This is a genomic window from Azoarcus sp. Soil_N_20 (assembly GCF_057656155.1).
The window spans coordinates 66,633-81,529 of the sequence record NZ_JBDGKX010000003.1 but is presented as its reverse complement, the minus strand read 5'-3'; the positions used below and the strand labels follow the sequence as shown (position 1 = coordinate 81,529).

Below are 14,897 nucleotides of genomic sequence, written 5' to 3'. Positions count from 1 at the left end.
GCCATGCCCGACATTCGAGCCATCGGTGCCGTCGTGGGGGTGCTCGTGCTGGGCGTGGCGCCCGCGTTGGGCGCGCCCCCGCCCCGGATTGCGGGCCTCGAGGCCGGCCGCACGGTGTGGCTCGGCACCTGCCAGGTCTGCCACGCCGAGCCCGACTCGGGGGCGCCGCAGCTGGGGGATGCCGCGGCCTGGCGTCCGCGCGCCGGGCAGGGCAGGGAGCAGCTCTATGCCCACGCCTTGCAGGGCTTCAGCGGCCGGGACGGCAGCGAGATGCCGGCCCGTGGTGGCAATGCCGCCCTCAGCGACGGCGAGGTGCGGTCGGCTGTGGATTACATGCTTTCCGCGTCCGGCCAGTGAGGCGGCGCGCTTATTTTTTTCTTCAACCCGCAGTACCACTACATTCAACCCAAGGAGCATCTCATGAGCACGCTTTACGAACGACTCGGCGGCGCCGGCGCAATCGACCTCGCAGTGGACAAGTTCTACGACAAGGTTCTGGCCGACGGCCGCATCAAGCACTTCTTCGTCAACACCGACATGAAGAAGCAGCGCCACCACCAGAAGCTGTTCCTGACCTATGCGTTCGGCGGCGGCAACGGCTACAACGGCCAGAACATGCGCGCCGCGCACGCCCACCTGGTCGACAAGATGGGCCTCAACGAAGGCCACTTCAACGCCGTGGTGGAGAACCTGGCGAGCACGCTGACCGAGCTGGGGGTGCCCGACGAGCTCATCGGCGAGGTGGCCGGCATCGCAGCGACGGTCAAGAGCGACGTCCTCGGGCTCTGAGCGCGCGCACGGAGTCGGGCCTGCGTCCGGCCGGCGCCACGTTCGTCCGTGGTGCCCGGCCGCCGCTCGCCCGGACCGAGCGCGCTTTCTGTCGTCATGACAGGCCGAACATCATCGCCAGGTAATCGAAGAACACGCTGTAAAGCGCGATCGGCAAGGGTAGGCCGAGCACTGCGGCGACGAAATAGTCGCGCAGACGCAGGCCGGACAGGGCCAGCGCATAGTTCAGTGCGGGGGCGGTCTGGAACAGCGTGCGCAGCCAGAACTGGCTCCACACCGGCCGCGCATCGAGCTGCGCCAGCAAGCGTTGCGCAAGCCGGCCCTCCAGGGCGCGCAATGCGTCGCCGCCGAGCACGCGGATGACGAAGAAGGTCACCACGCAGGACACGCAGGCGGCCAGGTACGTGACCGCCGCCCCGCGCAGCTCGCCGAGCGCGAGCACCGCCGCGGCGAGAAAGATCCAGCCCGGAATCTGGATCAGATTTCCGAGCGCGAACAGCAGGATGAAGATCAGCGTGGCGGACAGCCAGTGGCGTTCGAACTGCGCCCGCACATAGTCCAGGCCGATATGGTCGCGAATGCCCGCGACTTCCATCGCCATCGCCAGCGCACCCAGGAAGGCGAGGACGAGCACCAGCCGCAGGTGCCGGTGCAGCCACCCGGACATGACATTCGGGCGCACCCGGTCAGCGCGCGTAGCCGTGCTCCGCCAGCACCGGAATCCAGCAGTGGTCGATGATCTGGTCGAAACCCCGTGCACTCGGGTGCAGCTCGTTGTCCCAGTCCTTGCGGTAGTCTTCCGCGCCCAGACAGCCGGTGGACTTGATGCAATAGACCCGCTCGTTGGTCGCGGCAAGCCCTTCATACAGGGCGGACACGCGATCGATCAGGATGCGGCAGATCTCGCGGCGGAGCGGCATCGCGTCCTCCACATGGCGGGTCTTCATCGCCGGGGACAGCCAGGGACCGGTCACCTTCAGGTCGGCCAGCTTGAAGCCGCGCCCGTCGGGAATCGGATAATCGTAGGTATGCAAGAAGATGTCGGGGCGATGCGAGCCCGCGTAGGCCACGGTGATCTGCTGCAGCAGGGCGCCCATCGCCGCTGCGAGCTTGCCGATGAACGCGCTCATCGTGTCCTCGTCGATGCAGTCCGCGGCCGAGCTCGCGCCGGCGCAGGAACGTTTGATCCCGAGCTTGTAGTCCACCGCATCGTTGCCCGCGCCACTGATCAATACCGCCGAGTAGGTCGAGCGGAACCCTGCGGAAAGATGTTTCTCGAGCTGCTTCGCATACCGTCCGAACACGTACTGCTCCAGTTTCGCGCCGTTGTATCCCAGCATCTGGATGAAGCGGTAGGGATCCTTCAAGCGCGGGTGACGAACCAGCGCCTCGAGGACATTGTTGCGCGGATACCAGAACCAGGAATCGCCGATCGCGAGCAGAGCCGGAAATTCACCCGGCTCCCAGCTGTCGGTGGGCTGATAGACACGTGCGGTGCTCATGATCGGCTCCTCGATGCGGTCGTGTGTCGCGCTACTGGGGCTCCCGTCCCGCGGTGGAAAGGAGGTCGGCCAGCTCGGCGGCGGTGACGGGGTGCCCGAACAGATAGCCCTGGCCGCCGCCGCAACCCATGCGGAGCAGGGTGGCGGCCTGCTGCGGGGTCTCGATACCCTCGACGATGATCTCCATGCGCAGCGACTCGGCGAGTGCGACCATGGCTTTGACGATGGCGATGCCGTCCGGATTGTGGAGCATGTCGTGAATGAAGGAGCGGTCGATCTTGATGCGGTCGATCGGCAGACTGCGCAGCACGCTGAGCGAGGAATAGCCGGTGCCGAAGTCGTCGATGCTGACCGCGATCCCCAGTGTCTTCAGTTCGTCGAGGATCTCGATGCTGCGCTCGATCACCTGCAGGGTGCTCTCGGTGATTTCCAGCTCCAGCGCCGCGGGGGGAAAGCCCGTGCGCGCGAGCGTGGTGCGCACGGTATCGACGAATTCGGCCCGCATGAACTCGCGTGCCGAGACATTCACCGCCAGGCGCAACTGTTGCCCGGTCGCGTCGTGCACGCCCGCGATCTCGACGCAGGCGCGTTCGAGCACCCAGCGCCCGAGGCGTTCGATGACACCGCTTTCCTCCGCGACGGGGATGAACTGCAGCGGCGAGATCATGCCGTGCTCGGGATGCTGCCAGCGCACCAGCGCCTCGACCCCGACGATGGCACCGGTCGCGAGCACGACCTGCGGCTGGTAGTGCAACTGCAGTTGATCGGTTTCGATGGCGCGGCGCAGACCCTGCTCGAGACGCAGGCGCCGGGTGCTGAGCTCGGCCATGTCCTGCGAATAGAACTGGTAGCGGTTGCGTCCGCCCGCCTTGGCCGAATACATGGCGATGTCCGCGGCCCGCATCAGTTCGTGACGATCGTCGCCGTCGTCCGGAAAGGTGGCGATGCCGATGCTGCCCGACACGGTGATGGCGTCGGGCATGAGTTCGACGGGTACGCTCAGGGCATCGAGTATCTTCTGTGCGAGGTCGGCGGCGTACTGCGGACTGCTGCTGCCGGCGAGGATGACGAATTCGTCGCCGCCCAGGCGGGCGATGGTGTCGGTGGCGCGCAGGGTGTCGCGCAGGCGGTCGGCGACCACGCACAGCAATGCATCGCCCTGGACGTGGCCGAGGGTGTCGTTGATGACCTTGAAGCTGTCCAGATCGACGAACAGCAGCAGGCAGTAGTGCTGCTCGCGACGCGCGAACTCGATGGCCTGCTCGAAGCGGTCGTCGAACAACAGGCGGTTGGGCAGACCGGTCAGCGGATCGTGGTGGGCAAGGTGATCGAGTTTCTGCTCGACGGCGTGGATCTCGCTGACATCGGAGAACGCGATCACGAAGTTGGTGAGCTCGCCGGCGGTGTTGCGCACCGCGCTCAGGCTCTGCCAGGCCGGAAAGTGTTCGCCGTTGCGGCGGTGGCAATCGACCTCGCCCTGCCAGTAGCCCTCGTCGCCGGCGGCGAGCTCGGTGTAGAAGCGTTCGTTGTCCGCGGCGTCGCGCCGTACGCGCAGCAGCATGTCGGCATCGAGGCCGCGCGCCTCGTCCTCGCTGTAACCGGTGATCCGGGTGAAGGCGGCATTGACGGTACCGATGCGTCGCAACGGGTCGACGATGGCGATGGCCTCGGCTGCGTTGTGGAAAACCACGCTCGACTTGCGCAGGCTGTCTTCGGTGCGGTGGCGCTCGGTGACGTCGCGCAGGACGCCGATGATGCGCTGCCCCGCGTTCGGTGCCGGGTAGGCCTTGACGTTGGCTTCCAGGACATGCGCGCCGCGGTGACGCGCGGTGCGGAACTCTACCCGGACCGCTTCGCCGGTGGCCTGGGTGTGTTCCAGGGTGGCGAGCATGCGCGCGCGGTCGTCGATGTGGACGCGGCTGAGGAAGGTCACGCAAGGCTCGTCGAGCGGAACCGCGGAATTGCCGAGCAGGGTGCCGAGATGCCCGTCGCAGCTGAGCCGGTTATCCTGCGGCCGCCATTCGAAGACGCCGAGCGAGGCGGCGTCGAGCGCCAGCTTGAGCCGTTGTTCGCTCTTTTCCACCGCCCGTTCGACCTCGCGCCGGGCGAGCGCCATCTGGATCGTGGCGTGGAGCTCGCGGGCGTCCCAGGGCTTGACGAGGTAGCCGAAGGGGCGGCTGGCAAGCGCACGATTGAGCGTGTCGTCCTCGGCGAAGGCGGTCAGGAAGATCACCGGGACCTGGTGCCGTGCCTGGATCTCGAGCGCCGCGTCCACGCCGTCCATTGCGCCTTCGAGGTGGATGTCCATCAGCACGAGGTCGGGGGCGACGTCGGCGACACGCAACAGGGCCTGTTCGCCACTCGCCACCATCGCGCCGACGTGGTAGCCGAAGGACTGCAGCTGGTTCTTCAGGTCGAAGGCGACGATGCGTTCATCTTCGACGAGCATCAGCCTGGTTGGTGCGGCAACGGTCATGGTGTAGCCCTCTTTGACGGGTCGTCCGGAAAGCGCAGGATGAAACGGGTGCCGGGCTTGCCCTCCACGGTGAGGCGTCCGCCCAGCTGGTCGACGAGGAGAGGGACGAGCTGTAGTCCGAGCGAGGTCACCCCGCCGAGTTCGAATCCCGCGGGAAGGCCGGCACCGTCGTCGGCGACGACCAGTTCGAGCTCACCGTCGGCGGCGTGCAGCGCGATGTGGATCTCTCCGCCGCGGGCGTCGGGAAAGGCGTGCTTGAACGCATTGGTGACCAGTTCGTTGACCACCAGGCCGCACGGAATGACCCGCTCGAAGTCGAGATACTGGGTCTCGGACGGCAAGGTCTTGCGCACCGTAATGTGAGCGTTGCGCTCGCGGTAGCTGCTGATCAGCAGTTGCACCAGGCGGCCGAGGTAGTCGCCGAGGTCGATGCGCGAGTAGTCCTTGCGCTCATAGAGGAGCTGGTGGGTCAGCGCCATCGCGCGCACGCGGCTCTGGCTCTCGCCGAGGATGGCGCGCAGCTGGGGGTCGGCGGTGTGGGTGGCCTGCAGGTTGAGCAGGCTGGACACGAGCTGCAGGTTGTTCTTCACCCGGTGATGCACCTCGTTGAGCAGCACGGTCTTTTCGCGCAGCGCGTTCTGCAGGTGCCGTTGCGCCCGCAGTCGCTCGGTGATGTCCACGATGGACGCCAGCACCATGACCCCGTCCACGGTCTCGATCGGATTGAGTCCGATCTCGACCGGGAACTCGCTGCCGTCGCGATGTCGCGCGTAGAGGTCGCGCCCGCTGCCCATCGGCCGTGGATGCGGATTGGAAAAAAAGCTGTCGCGCTCGCCCGGATGGGCGCCTGCGAAGCGCTCCGGCACCAGCACTTCCACCGGTTGCCCCTGCAGCTCGTCACGGCGGTAGCCGAAAACCTGCTCGGCCTGGGCGTTGATCAGCACGATGCGTCCGTTACCCGCGATCAGGACCATCGCCGTCGGCGCATATTCGACCACCCGGCGGAAGGAGTCTTCGCCCAGTGACGCAATGTCCGCGCGTACCTTTGTGTCCAAGAGTCTGTCCTCGCGTACAGGGAATTCACCGACCCGCTTCGCCCCTTGCGCCTTGCGCTGCTCCGACCCCGCGCACGATCAGGGAAGTTTCGCGGTCACGCACTGGATGCTCGACAGCCCGGAGCCGGAGGTGACGGTCTGGCAGGCGAGTGCCTGACGGGTGGCGGGCTGGTGGAACCATGCGGTGCTGGTACTGCCGCTCGACGACACCCCTATCGGCACATAGCTGGGCGCCACATCCAGCTGCGATCTGGCCGCAGGCGAAAGGAGTAATGCCAGCGCGAGACCCACACCGGCGACGAGGATCGATAGGCGAACGGACGGCATACTCATGCTGTTCTCCCGAAGGCGCCGGACATCTGGATGAAAGGGTGTCGCAGACTCGTCCGGCCTGGCCGGCGACACGTCTGACCATGGTGCTGGGCTGGACGGCACGGCGCCGGTGCGCCTGCTGGCGCACCATCCTTTTGCGGTGTCGTGCAACCCAGGCCGCGCACCGTCAGCCGCCCCGCCTGCCGGCAATGCGATTCCGCCCGCCCGAGGGCAGAACAGGGTGCGGGAAGCAGCGGATGGCGGGCCTGTGCCCGGGTGCGGGGCTCACCGATCCAGCATAGCCGATGGCAGGCGCAGCGCAAGCCGTGCGTTGCGCCTCAATCGCCCCAATGGGGCTTCCGCGCGCTGGATCCCGCGGCCGATCCATCCTAAGCTGGGGCATGGATACTTTCCCGCACGCAGGGGCGCCCCGATGACTGCCCCGACCGGATGGCAGATTCCGCTGTCGACCCGTCGCTGGCTCGCGGAGGTGCCGGCGGATCGCGCGGTCGCGCTATTGCTGCGACACTCGGTGCGTGACCCGCTCACGGTTGGCGACATCGGTTATGCGCGGCCGATCAACGAGGCCGGAGTCGGGCTCGCGCGAAGCTTCGGCGCAGGGCTCCGCGGCCGCCTGAAGACGCTGCATTCCAGTCCGGTGCAACGCTGCGTGCACACCGCCGAGGTCCTCGGCGAGGCGGCGGGTGGCGGCCTGTCAGTGGTGCAGGACCGATTGCTCGGCGATCCCGGCGTGTTTGTGAACGATGAGAACCTGGCGAGAAACAACTGGGACACCCTGGGCAGCGAAGGCATCATGGAGCATCTCGCGCGTGCCGATCACGCCCTGCCGGGCACCGTCCACCCCGATGCCGGGGCGCGCGCGCTGGTAGGGCATATGCTGGCAATCGCCGCCGACCAGCCCGGGATCCACCTGTTCGTGACCCATGACATCCTGCTCGCGATCACTGCCGCACGCTTTCTCGGCTACCCCCGCGGGGGGGAGCGCTGGCCGCGCTACCTTGAAGGCGCTTTTTTCTGGCGCGATAGTGCAGGCCTGCATGCGGCGTATCGGGACGACTGCCGACGGGGCATTCCGGAGCCGGGCTGAGCCCGGCCGTGCGGGGATGGCGGGCATTTCGAATCCGGCACGAATGACCGAACACCAGGAGACGAAGCATGACTTACAAGGGAAGCTGTCACTGCGGACGGATCGCGTTCGAGGTCGAGGGAACACTGAGCGGAGCGATGTCGTGCAACTGCTCCATCTGCCAGCGCAAGGGTTCGCTGATGTGGTTCGTGCCGCAGGAGAGTCTGCGCCTGCTGACCCCCGACGAGAACGCCAGCACCTATATGTTCAACAAACACGTGATCAAGCATCGCTTCTGCCCGGTCTGCGGCATGCATCCGTACGGCGAAGGCACCGATCCGAAAGGCAACCGGATGGCGGCGATCAACATCCGCTGCCTGGAGGGGATCGACCTGGACAGCGTCGCCGTCACCCGATTCGACGGCCGCTCACTGTAGGAACCCTCATTCCCATGGGGGTACGGGCTGAAACCGCCGTTCCAGCTCTTCCAGAAAAACCCGCACCTTCGGCGCGCGTACCCGGCTCGGCGTGTAGCACGCGTACAGATGGCGGCCGAAGACGGTGACCGGCTCGTACTCTTCGAGCACACGTCGCAGGCGCCCGTCGGCGAGTTCGGTGCTGCACAGATAGGTTGGCAGGATGGCGATGCCGTGGCCGGCGAGGACCGCCTCGCACATGCAGTCGGCGTTGTTGTACTGGAAGCGGCTGCGCACTTGGATGGCGATCTCGATGCCCTCGCGGTCCACCAGACGCCACCGCTGGTCATCGCGCATCACGTAGCTGAAGCATTGGTGCTGTACGAGCTCCTGCGGTGAGCGCGGGGTGCCGTGGGCGGCGAGGTAGGCGGGGGCGGCGCAGATGACGCGGCGCAGATCGGCGACCTTGCGCGCCACCGCATCCTCGGGCGGGGCCTTGGTCATGCGCAGGGCGAGGTCGATGTTGTCGTCGACCAGATCGATCACCTGATCGGTGAGGATCAGCTCGCAGTTGAGTTCGGGATGGCGGGCGCAGATATCGGGCAGCAAGGGGGCGATGTACTTGCGTCCGAAGGTGATCGTGGCACTGATGCGCAGGACGCCGCGCGGGACTTCGCCGAGGTTCTTGACCGCGACGCGGGTGTCTTCCACCGCTTCCAGTGCACGCCGCGCGTGCTGCAGGAAGACCTCGCCGGCCGGGGTGAGGGCGAGCCGGCGGGTCGAGCGTTCGAACAGGCGCACACCGAAAGCCCGTTCCAGTTCGGCGACCTGCTTGCTGATCTGCGCCCGGGTGCAGCCCAGGCCGCGTGCGGCGGCGGCCATGCTGCCGCCTTCGACGACTTTGACGAAACTGTCCCAACCGTTGAGCCAATCCACTTGTGAGCCACTCCGATCCGATCGACCGCCCGGCGTTGTGGCGGAGATATGCCGAGCCTAAAGGCGCAGGGCTGCGATCCGCGCCGAGGCGCACACCAACGCCGCCTCGGCGGGGTTCGTCGTCAACGATCCGTTGACGTGCTGGATCGGATTATGGGCTTTTTGGCATACGATCCGGAAACTATCCTCGCTTATCCGCTCTTGCCACATCAATCGATCAGGCCGTCCTCATGTTCTATACGCTCCGCAAGCCGGAAATCCTCTTCGTGACCCTGGCCGCCGCCGGCATCCTGGCGATCACCATGGGCGCGCGCCAGTCGCTCGGCCTGTTCGTGAGCCCGCTCAACACCTCCACCGGGCTGGGCATTGCCGCCATCAGCCTGGCGCTGGCGATCGGGCAATTTACCTGGGGTGCGATCCAGCCCATTGCCGGCGCCGCGGCCGACCGCTACGGTCCGAGCGCGGTGCTGATCGGCGGCGTGCTGATGCTGGCGGTGGGCAGTGTGCTCACGCCGTTCATGGATTCCACCTTCGGCCTGATCGTGTCGCTCGGATTGCTGTCTGCGATCGGTTCGGGGGCGGGCAGCTTCTCGGTGCTGATCGGCGCCGCGGCGCAGCGCCTGCCGCCGGAGGCGCGCGGGGCGGCATCGGGGGTGATCAACGCGGGCGGCTCGTTCGGCCAGTTCGTGTTTGCGCCGGTGCTGCAGAAGCTGATCCAGGTATTCGGCTGGATGGGCGCGATGTGGTCGATGGCGGCAATGACGCTGCTCGCGCTGCCGCTGATCGGCAAGGTGACCCGCGGCGGGCACGCGCCGGTGCATCACCACGAGGAAGATACCGGCGCCCTGAGGGCGATCCGCACGGCGCTCAAGGATCGCAGCTATCTGCTGCTGCATGCGGGCTTTTTCACCTGCGGCTTCCACATCGCCTTCCTGGTGACCCATCTGCCGGGCGAGGTGGACCTGTGCGGCCTGCCGCCCTCGGTGGCGAGCTGGTCGCTGGCGATCATCGGCCTGGCCAACATCTTCGGCAGCCTGTACGCCGGTTCGTGGGTGTCGCGCTACCGCAGCAAGCATGTGCTGGCGGCGATGTACGGGTCGCGCGCGGTGCTGATCGTGCTCTATCTGATGGCGCCGAAAACCGAATGGACCTTCTACCTGTTCGCCGCCGGGCTGGGTTTCACCTGGCTGGCTACGGTGCCGCCGACCGCGGCCATCGTCGGCAAGCTGTTCGGGGTGCGCTACCTGGCGACGCTGTTCGGCCTCACGCTGTTGTCGCACCAGGTGGGGGGCTTTCTCGGCGCTTACCTGGGCGGGCTGAGCCTGACCTACACCGGTGACTTCAGCTGGATGTGGTACGCCGACATCGTGCTCGCAGCCCTTGCCGCGATCGTCAATCTGCCGATTCGCGAGGCGCCGGTAATGCGGGCGGTCGCCCCCGCCTGAGCGCGGCGGAGAGCCGAAGACGGGCGCCGCACCGGGTGTGTCGGTGCATTGCGCGCGCGCCTCAGTTCGGCGGTCTGTCGTCGCAGCTGGCCATGCAGCGTTGGTGGGTGTCCTCGCAGGGGTCGGCGCCGGCATGGCGCCCGCCGTGCTGACAGGCATACAAGGTATCGCCGCATCGCCGCGCACAGGCATTCCAGGCTTCCTGCCCGAAGGCGGGGGCCTGCAGCGACGGTGAAAGGTGCCGCGGGCAGGACAGCAGGTCAATACGGCGGACGGGGCCGGGCAGCCTGCTCCAGTCGGTGGCACCGGGCTCGAACGCGGACTGCAGCGCGGCGAGCCCTTCCAGCTGGACGAGCCCCGAGCGCAGCAGCATGTCGCCGGCCCAGCAGTCGGCACGGCGCGCGTCGTCGCGGCTGCGCGCGCCGGTCGGTGACATGCCGAGGTTGAGCCGGGCGCATTCGTGGGCGAACAGGAACAGCTGGCCGCGTTCGCCGATGCCGGGGAGCGCATTCGGGTTGTAGCGGATCACCGTGCGCCCCTGTTCGACGCCGGTTGCGACCGGACCGGGCAGGCTCGGGTCGGGAACGGCGGCAACCGGATGGCCGGCGGCGTCGACGCAGCCTCCGTAGAAGGTCTGATCCTGGGCATGGCTTGCACCATTGAGCGCGACGCTACACCATAGCGCTGCGGTCAGCATTGTCCTGCGCATTGTCGTATCTCCCTTGCATTCGGGCCGGAATCGGCTTCTGCTATCGAGCATACGCCGGTGGCTTGCCCGATTGAAGGCCGCGGGACGTGCGTTCGCATGGTCCGCCACTGTTTTGGGAGTGATGGGGATGAAGCTGGAGAACCTGCTCGGCATCACGGTGCCGATCATTCAGGCGCCGATGGCCGGTGCCCAAGGCAGTGCCCTGGCGATTGCGGTGTCGAACGCCGGCGGCCTGGGTTCGCTGCCGTGCGCCATGCTCGATGCGGCGACAATGCGTAATGAATTGGCGGCGATCCGGGCGCAGACGCAGGGGCCGTTCAACGTCAATTTCTTCTGCCATACCCAGCCTGACGAGGACGCCGCGCGCGAGGCGGCGTGGCGGGCGCGGCTGGCGCCGTACTACGCCGAGTTCGGGGTCGATGCGACGACGATTCCGGCCGCGCCGGCGCGTTTGCCGTTCAGCCAGGCGGCGCTCGAGGTGGTGCGCGAGTTTCGTCCGCCGGTAGTCAGTTTCCACTTCGGCCTGCCGGCGGACGATCTGCTCGGGCAGTTGCGGGCGTGGGGGGCGAAGATCCTGTGCTCGGCGACGACACTGGAGGAAGCGCTGGCCTTGCAGGGGCGCGGTGTGGACGCGGTGATCGCGCAGGGGCTGGAGGCGGGCGGTCATCGCGGCATGTTTCTGAGCACCGACCTGAACACCCAGATGGGGACCCTGGCGCTGCTACCGCAACTGGTGCGGGCGCTCGACCTGCCGGTGATCGCCGCCGGCGGCATTGCCGATGCGCGCGGCGTGGCCGCGGCGATGGCGCTCGGCGCAGCCGGGGTCCAGGTGGGCACCGCCTACCTGCTGTGCCCGGAATCGACGATCGGCCCGCTGCACCGCGCGGCGCTGAAAGGCGAGACCGCCCATCGCACCGCGTTGACCAATCTGTTTACCGGCCGTCCGGCGCGCGGCATCGTCAATCGCTTCATGCGCGAGTGCGGACCGATCAGCGCGGAAGTGCCGGCCTTCCCGCTGGCGGCGTCGGCCGTGGCGCCCCTGCGTGCAGCGGCGGAAGCGCGCGGCAGTGGCGCGTTCTCGCCGTTATGGGCGGGGCAGAACACCACCGGCTGCGCCGAGGTTCCGGCGGCGGAGATCACCCGCAGGCTGGCGGCCGGGATCGGGCGCTGAGCCGCTTCGCCACAACTTTGTCGGCCAATCGGAGGTGGATGGATGGAATCGCTGTATCTGGAAGACCTTACCCCGGGCCAGTGCTTCGCCTGCGCCGGCGTGACCCTGACCGAGGCCGAGATCATCGGTTTCGCGCTGCACTACGATCCGCAGCCTTTCCATCTGGATTCCGGCGCGGCGTCGGAGTCCATCTACGGCGGCCTGATCGCCAGCGGCTTCCAGGTTGTGTCGCTGTGCTTCCGGATGTTCATCCAGAAGGGACTGCTCGTCCGGTCGAGCATGGGCTCGCCCGGGGTCGATGAGGTGCGCTGGTTCGCGCCGGCCCGGCCGGGCGACACCCTGCGTACCGAGGTCGAGGTGATCGAGCTGCGCCCGTCGCGTTCCAAGCCCGACCGTGGCATCGCCCGGCTGCTCTATCGGGCGATCAACCAGCGCGGCGACCTGGTGTCGAGCTTCTGCGTCATTCACCTGCTGCGCACGCGGGCCGGTCTGGATGGACCGGAAGGTGGCGGGTAAGGAAGCCCCGCGGGCGCGGGCTCGCGGGCGGCGGGCCGGCCTGACGCGTCTGCCGGGGGAGATCGCAATTGATCCGCGTCATTTTCATTGCCGACCCTGCACGTTGTAATCGGGGAACAACTACATTTCCCCCTGAGAGCGACATGGCCCTGATTCCCCTCGAAGAGCCGACCACAAAGCGGATTCCGCCCGGTACTTTTTCTCTGCTGGCGCTCGGCTTCCGGCCTTTCTACCTGCTCGCGGCGCTGCTGGCCGCGGTGGCGGTGCCGGTCTGGGTGCTGGTGTTCGTCGGCGTGATCTCGACCCCGATTCCCGGCATCTGGTGGCATGCGCACGAGATGATCTTCGGTTTTGCGGCCGCGGTGATCGTCGGCTTCCTGCTCACCGCCGGACGGGCATGGACCGGTCTGGATACCCCGTCCGGCCGATTGCTGGGGGGGCTGGCGCTGTTGTGGCTGGCAGGGCGCCTTGCGATGGCTTTCGGTACCGGCGCCTGGGTGGCGGTGATCGATATCGCCTTTCTGCCGCTGGCGGCGGCGGCGTTGCTGCGTGTGCTGATCAAGGCTCGCAGCTGGCGCAATTACTTCGTCGGCGTATTGCCGGGCCTGCTGGCGGTGGCCAATCTGGCCTTTCATCTGGCGGTGAATGGCGTGGTCGAAGTCGATCCGCTGGCGTCCATGCATCTTGCACTCGGCCTGGTGGTGGTGCTGGAGACCATCGTCGGCGGCCGGGTCATCCCGATGTTTACCTTCAACAGCTTGCGCGGCGTGCGGCAGTGGCGCAATGCGCGCTTCGACATGGTCGCGGCGGCGGTGACCGGTGTCGCGTTGCTGTTGTGGGCGATCGGTACGAGCGGGTGGGCGACGGCCGTGTCCCTGCTCGCCGCGCTGCTGCAACTGGTGCGCTGGGGTGGCTGGAACCCGTGGGCCACGCGGGGCACGCCGCTGCTGTGGGTGCTGCATGCGTCGTATTTGTGGATTCCGCTGGGCCTTGCGCTGCTTGCCGCGGCGCAGTGGGGGCTGATCCCGCGCTCAGCAGGCGTGCACGCGCTGGCCATCGGCGCCACCGGCGGGCTGATCATCGGCATGATCACCCGCACCGCGCTGGGGCACACCGGGCGCATGCTGGTGGCGGGGCGGATCGAGACCGCGGCCTATGCGCTGGTGCAGATCGCGGCGGTGGCGCGGGTGCTGACGGTGGCGGTGATTCCGGCCGCCGCGCTCGGCGGCATCCACCTCGCGGCCACCGCATGGACGCTGGCATTCGCGCTTTACCTGTGGCGCTACACGCCTTTCCTGTTCTACTCGCGGGTCGACGGCAAGGCGGGTTGAGAGCGCAGGTCCATGCCAGACCCGGCCCGGTAGATACCGTTATCCGGGTCAAGCACCCGCTTCCAGCACCGCACCGTGGGGCGGACTTCAGTCCGCCAATGACAGGTGATCGGCCATTCCTGCCCTTGAGTCCTCAGAGAATGAGCGGCAGGAATACTCGCTACTGCGGCCTGTCGACCTCGGGGCGCCGACTGAAAGTCCAATTTCCTTCTCGCGACGACCCAATCAGCCCTCAGGCGCCTCCGACGATGCGTCGTTTTCCACCAAGCGGGATGATCCAACCGCCTGCGCGATCAGGCCGAGCGAGTTCGTCCACATTTGCGATATTGGCTAGACGGCCTCGGATGCTTAGCGCCTCGCCGTCGATGGCCGCCCGGATTAGATCACGTTCGATACCCACGAAAACTGGGCGGAGATTAAGCCGGGCGAGCTATCTCCTGATCGGCAGCTCCGACGTTCGAGTGAGCTATCGGACCTGCCCGGGCACACGTTTAAATCCAGGGTGCAGCACCTGGCTCAATGAACTAATCGATTAACCCAAAGGAGGAAAAAATTTTCAAGCATATTTTACTGCCGACTGATGGCTCTCCATTATCCGAGGTTGCGATTCAAAAAAGCATCCAGTTCGCGAAAGGTATCAACGCCACAGTAACGGGCATACACGTGAGTCGGGGATACCATGCGTTCACCTACCAGACGGAGATGTTGGCGGATGCCACGGAGCGGTTCGCAGAAGATGGCGAAGCCGGCGCGGCGCAATATCTTGCGATGATAGAAAAAACCGCAGGAGAGGCCGGCGTAGCGTGTGACACCGTTTATGTGATCAGCAATCACCCGTATGAGGCGATTATCAAAATCGCCGAGGAAAAAGGGTGCGACCTCATCACGATGGCATCGCACGGTCGGAGAGGTGTGCAGGGTCTGCTGATCGGCAGCGAAACTCAGAAGGTTTTGACCCATAGCCATATACCGGTGTTAGTGTACCGTTAAGAAATCTCTTATCAATTGATGTTTTGAACAATGGCCCCCCACTCTCAGCACAATCGCGCCACTGCGTTGTCCTTGAAGGCTTGTCCATATTTCGCCACTTCGTTCTTCCGTCATCACCCCTGGGTTTGTGATTCTAACGAGGCGACAACTAATCTGACCCAG

At 66.5% G+C, this 14,897-nt stretch carries 16 protein-coding genes; 9 read left to right on the top strand and 7 right to left on the bottom strand.

Annotation, left to right across the window (positions count from 1 at the left end; translation table 11 throughout):
* The first annotated feature begins 3 nt into the window (after positions 1-3).
* Positions 4-357 carry a c-type cytochrome gene (locus AC3A35_RS07815; RefSeq protein WP_487435476.1) on the top strand — a complete coding sequence of 118 codons (354 nt, stop codon included), beginning with the start codon at positions 4-6 and terminating at the stop codon, positions 355-357.
* Between the two features lie 63 nt (positions 358-420).
* Positions 421-789: a group I truncated hemoglobin gene (locus AC3A35_RS07810; protein WP_487435475.1), complete on the top strand. Its 369-nt coding sequence runs from the start codon at positions 421-423 to the stop codon at positions 787-789.
* 94 nt (positions 790-883) lie between these two features.
* On the opposite strand, the gene AC3A35_RS07805 is transcribed toward AC3A35_RS07810, so the two are convergent.
* The 5 genes from AC3A35_RS07805 to AC3A35_RS07785 form a co-directional block, all read right to left on the bottom strand.
* A complete protein-coding gene (locus AC3A35_RS07805) occupies positions 884-1,456 on the bottom strand; it encodes a VTT domain-containing protein (protein ID WP_487435474.1) in 573 nt (190 codons plus the stop codon).
* Positions 1,457-1,475: 19 nt separating this feature from the next.
* Positions 1,476-2,291, bottom strand: a complete 816-nt coding sequence (locus tag AC3A35_RS07800; RefSeq protein WP_487435473.1) for a hypothetical protein — start codon at positions 2,289-2,291, stop codon at positions 1,476-1,478.
* 31 nt (positions 2,292-2,322) lie between these two features.
* The gene (locus AC3A35_RS07795) at positions 2,323-4,767 is read right to left on the bottom strand and encodes a two-component system response regulator (RefSeq protein WP_487435472.1); all 2,445 of its coding nucleotides are present in this window, start codon (positions 4,765-4,767) and stop codon (positions 2,323-2,325) included.
* The gene (locus tag AC3A35_RS07790) at positions 4,764-5,822 is read right to left on the bottom strand and encodes a sensor histidine kinase (RefSeq protein ID WP_487435471.1); all 1,059 of its coding nucleotides are present in this window, start codon (positions 5,820-5,822) and stop codon (positions 4,764-4,766) included. Before AC3A35_RS07790 ends, AC3A35_RS07795 begins: the two co-directional genes overlap by 4 nt.
* Positions 5,823-5,900: 78 nt before the next feature.
* Positions 5,901-6,155 carry a hypothetical protein gene (locus tag AC3A35_RS07785; protein ID WP_487435470.1) on the bottom strand — a complete coding sequence of 85 codons (255 nt, stop codon included), beginning with the start codon at positions 6,153-6,155 and terminating at the stop codon, positions 5,901-5,903.
* Positions 6,156-6,567: 412 nt separating this feature from the next.
* Between AC3A35_RS07785 and AC3A35_RS07780 the strand changes: the two genes are divergently transcribed.
* Both AC3A35_RS07780 and AC3A35_RS07775 read left to right on the top strand, forming a co-directional pair.
* A complete protein-coding gene (locus AC3A35_RS07780; RefSeq protein ID WP_487435469.1) occupies positions 6,568-7,242 on the top strand; it encodes a histidine phosphatase family protein in 675 nt (224 codons plus the stop codon).
* A gap of 68 nt (positions 7,243-7,310) precedes the next feature.
* The gene (locus tag AC3A35_RS07775) at positions 7,311-7,658 is read left to right on the top strand and encodes a GFA family protein (RefSeq protein WP_487435467.1); all 348 of its coding nucleotides are present in this window, start codon (positions 7,311-7,313) and stop codon (positions 7,656-7,658) included.
* A 6-nt stretch (positions 7,659-7,664) separates the two neighbouring features.
* On the opposite strand, the gene AC3A35_RS07770 is transcribed toward AC3A35_RS07775, so the two are convergent.
* The gene (locus AC3A35_RS07770; protein ID WP_487435466.1) at positions 7,665-8,573 is read right to left on the bottom strand and encodes a LysR family transcriptional regulator; all 909 of its coding nucleotides are present in this window, start codon (positions 8,571-8,573) and stop codon (positions 7,665-7,667) included.
* 230 nt (positions 8,574-8,803) lie between these two features.
* On the opposite strand from AC3A35_RS07770, the gene AC3A35_RS07765 reads away from it, so the two are divergent.
* Positions 8,804-10,018 (top strand): MFS transporter, encoded by a 1,215-nt coding sequence (locus tag AC3A35_RS07765; protein ID WP_487435464.1) that lies wholly within the window; start codon positions 8,804-8,806, stop codon positions 10,016-10,018.
* Between the two features lie 61 nt (positions 10,019-10,079).
* Here AC3A35_RS07765 and AC3A35_RS07760 read toward each other — a convergent pair whose 3' ends face one another.
* On the bottom strand, positions 10,080-10,727 hold the full coding sequence (locus tag AC3A35_RS07760; protein WP_487435463.1) for a hypothetical protein: 648 nt from the start codon (positions 10,725-10,727) through the stop codon (positions 10,080-10,082).
* Between the two features lie 127 nt (positions 10,728-10,854).
* On the opposite strand from AC3A35_RS07760, the gene AC3A35_RS07755 reads away from it, so the two are divergent.
* From AC3A35_RS07755 to AC3A35_RS07740, 4 genes are all read left to right on the top strand, one after another.
* A complete protein-coding gene (locus AC3A35_RS07755) occupies positions 10,855-11,898 on the top strand; it encodes an NAD(P)H-dependent flavin oxidoreductase (protein WP_487435462.1) in 1,044 nt (347 codons plus the stop codon).
* A 42-nt stretch (positions 11,899-11,940) separates the two neighbouring features.
* Positions 11,941-12,414 carry a MaoC family dehydratase gene (locus AC3A35_RS07750; RefSeq protein ID WP_487435460.1) on the top strand — a complete coding sequence of 158 codons (474 nt, stop codon included), beginning with the start codon at positions 11,941-11,943 and terminating at the stop codon, positions 12,412-12,414.
* Between the two features lie 143 nt (positions 12,415-12,557).
* Positions 12,558-13,745 carry an NnrS family protein gene (locus AC3A35_RS07745; RefSeq protein WP_487435459.1) on the top strand — a complete coding sequence of 396 codons (1,188 nt, stop codon included), beginning with the start codon at positions 12,558-12,560 and terminating at the stop codon, positions 13,743-13,745.
* Between the two features lie 531 nt (positions 13,746-14,276).
* Complete coding sequence (locus tag AC3A35_RS07740; RefSeq protein WP_487435798.1) at positions 14,277-14,735, top strand: universal stress protein; 459 nt, start codon at positions 14,277-14,279, stop codon at positions 14,733-14,735.
* Positions 14,736-14,897 lie beyond the last annotated feature (162 nt).

Excerpts from the sequence above, each read along its gene's own strand:
- AC3A35_RS07815 (WP_487435476.1), top strand. The coding sequence starts at position 4 with ATGCCCGACATTCGAGCCATCGGTGCCGTCGTGGGGGTGCTCGTGCTG.
- AC3A35_RS07810 (WP_487435475.1), top strand. The coding sequence starts at position 421 with ATGAGCACGCTTTACGAACGACTCGGCGGCGCCGGCGCAATCGACCTC.
- AC3A35_RS07805 (WP_487435474.1), bottom strand. The coding sequence starts at position 1,456 with ATGTCCGGGTGGCTGCACCGGCACCTGCGGCTGGTGCTCGTCCTCGCC.
- AC3A35_RS07800 (WP_487435473.1), bottom strand. The coding sequence starts at position 2,291 with ATGAGCACCGCACGTGTCTATCAGCCCACCGACAGCTGGGAGCCGGGT.
- AC3A35_RS07795 (WP_487435472.1), bottom strand. The coding sequence starts at position 4,767 with ATGACCGTTGCCGCACCAACCAGGCTGATGCTCGTCGAAGATGAACGC.
- AC3A35_RS07785 (WP_487435470.1), bottom strand. The coding sequence starts at position 6,155 with ATGAGTATGCCGTCCGTTCGCCTATCGATCCTCGTCGCCGGTGTGGGT.
- AC3A35_RS07780 (WP_487435469.1), top strand. The coding sequence starts at position 6,568 with ATGACTGCCCCGACCGGATGGCAGATTCCGCTGTCGACCCGTCGCTGG.
- AC3A35_RS07775 (WP_487435467.1), top strand. The coding sequence starts at position 7,311 with ATGACTTACAAGGGAAGCTGTCACTGCGGACGGATCGCGTTCGAGGTC.
- AC3A35_RS07765 (WP_487435464.1), top strand. The coding sequence starts at position 8,804 with ATGTTCTATACGCTCCGCAAGCCGGAAATCCTCTTCGTGACCCTGGCC.
- AC3A35_RS07760 (WP_487435463.1), bottom strand. The coding sequence starts at position 10,727 with ATGCGCAGGACAATGCTGACCGCAGCGCTATGGTGTAGCGTCGCGCTC.
- AC3A35_RS07755 (WP_487435462.1), top strand. The coding sequence starts at position 10,855 with ATGAAGCTGGAGAACCTGCTCGGCATCACGGTGCCGATCATTCAGGCG.
- AC3A35_RS07750 (WP_487435460.1), top strand. The coding sequence starts at position 11,941 with ATGGAATCGCTGTATCTGGAAGACCTTACCCCGGGCCAGTGCTTCGCC.
- AC3A35_RS07745 (WP_487435459.1), top strand. The coding sequence starts at position 12,558 with ATGGCCCTGATTCCCCTCGAAGAGCCGACCACAAAGCGGATTCCGCCC.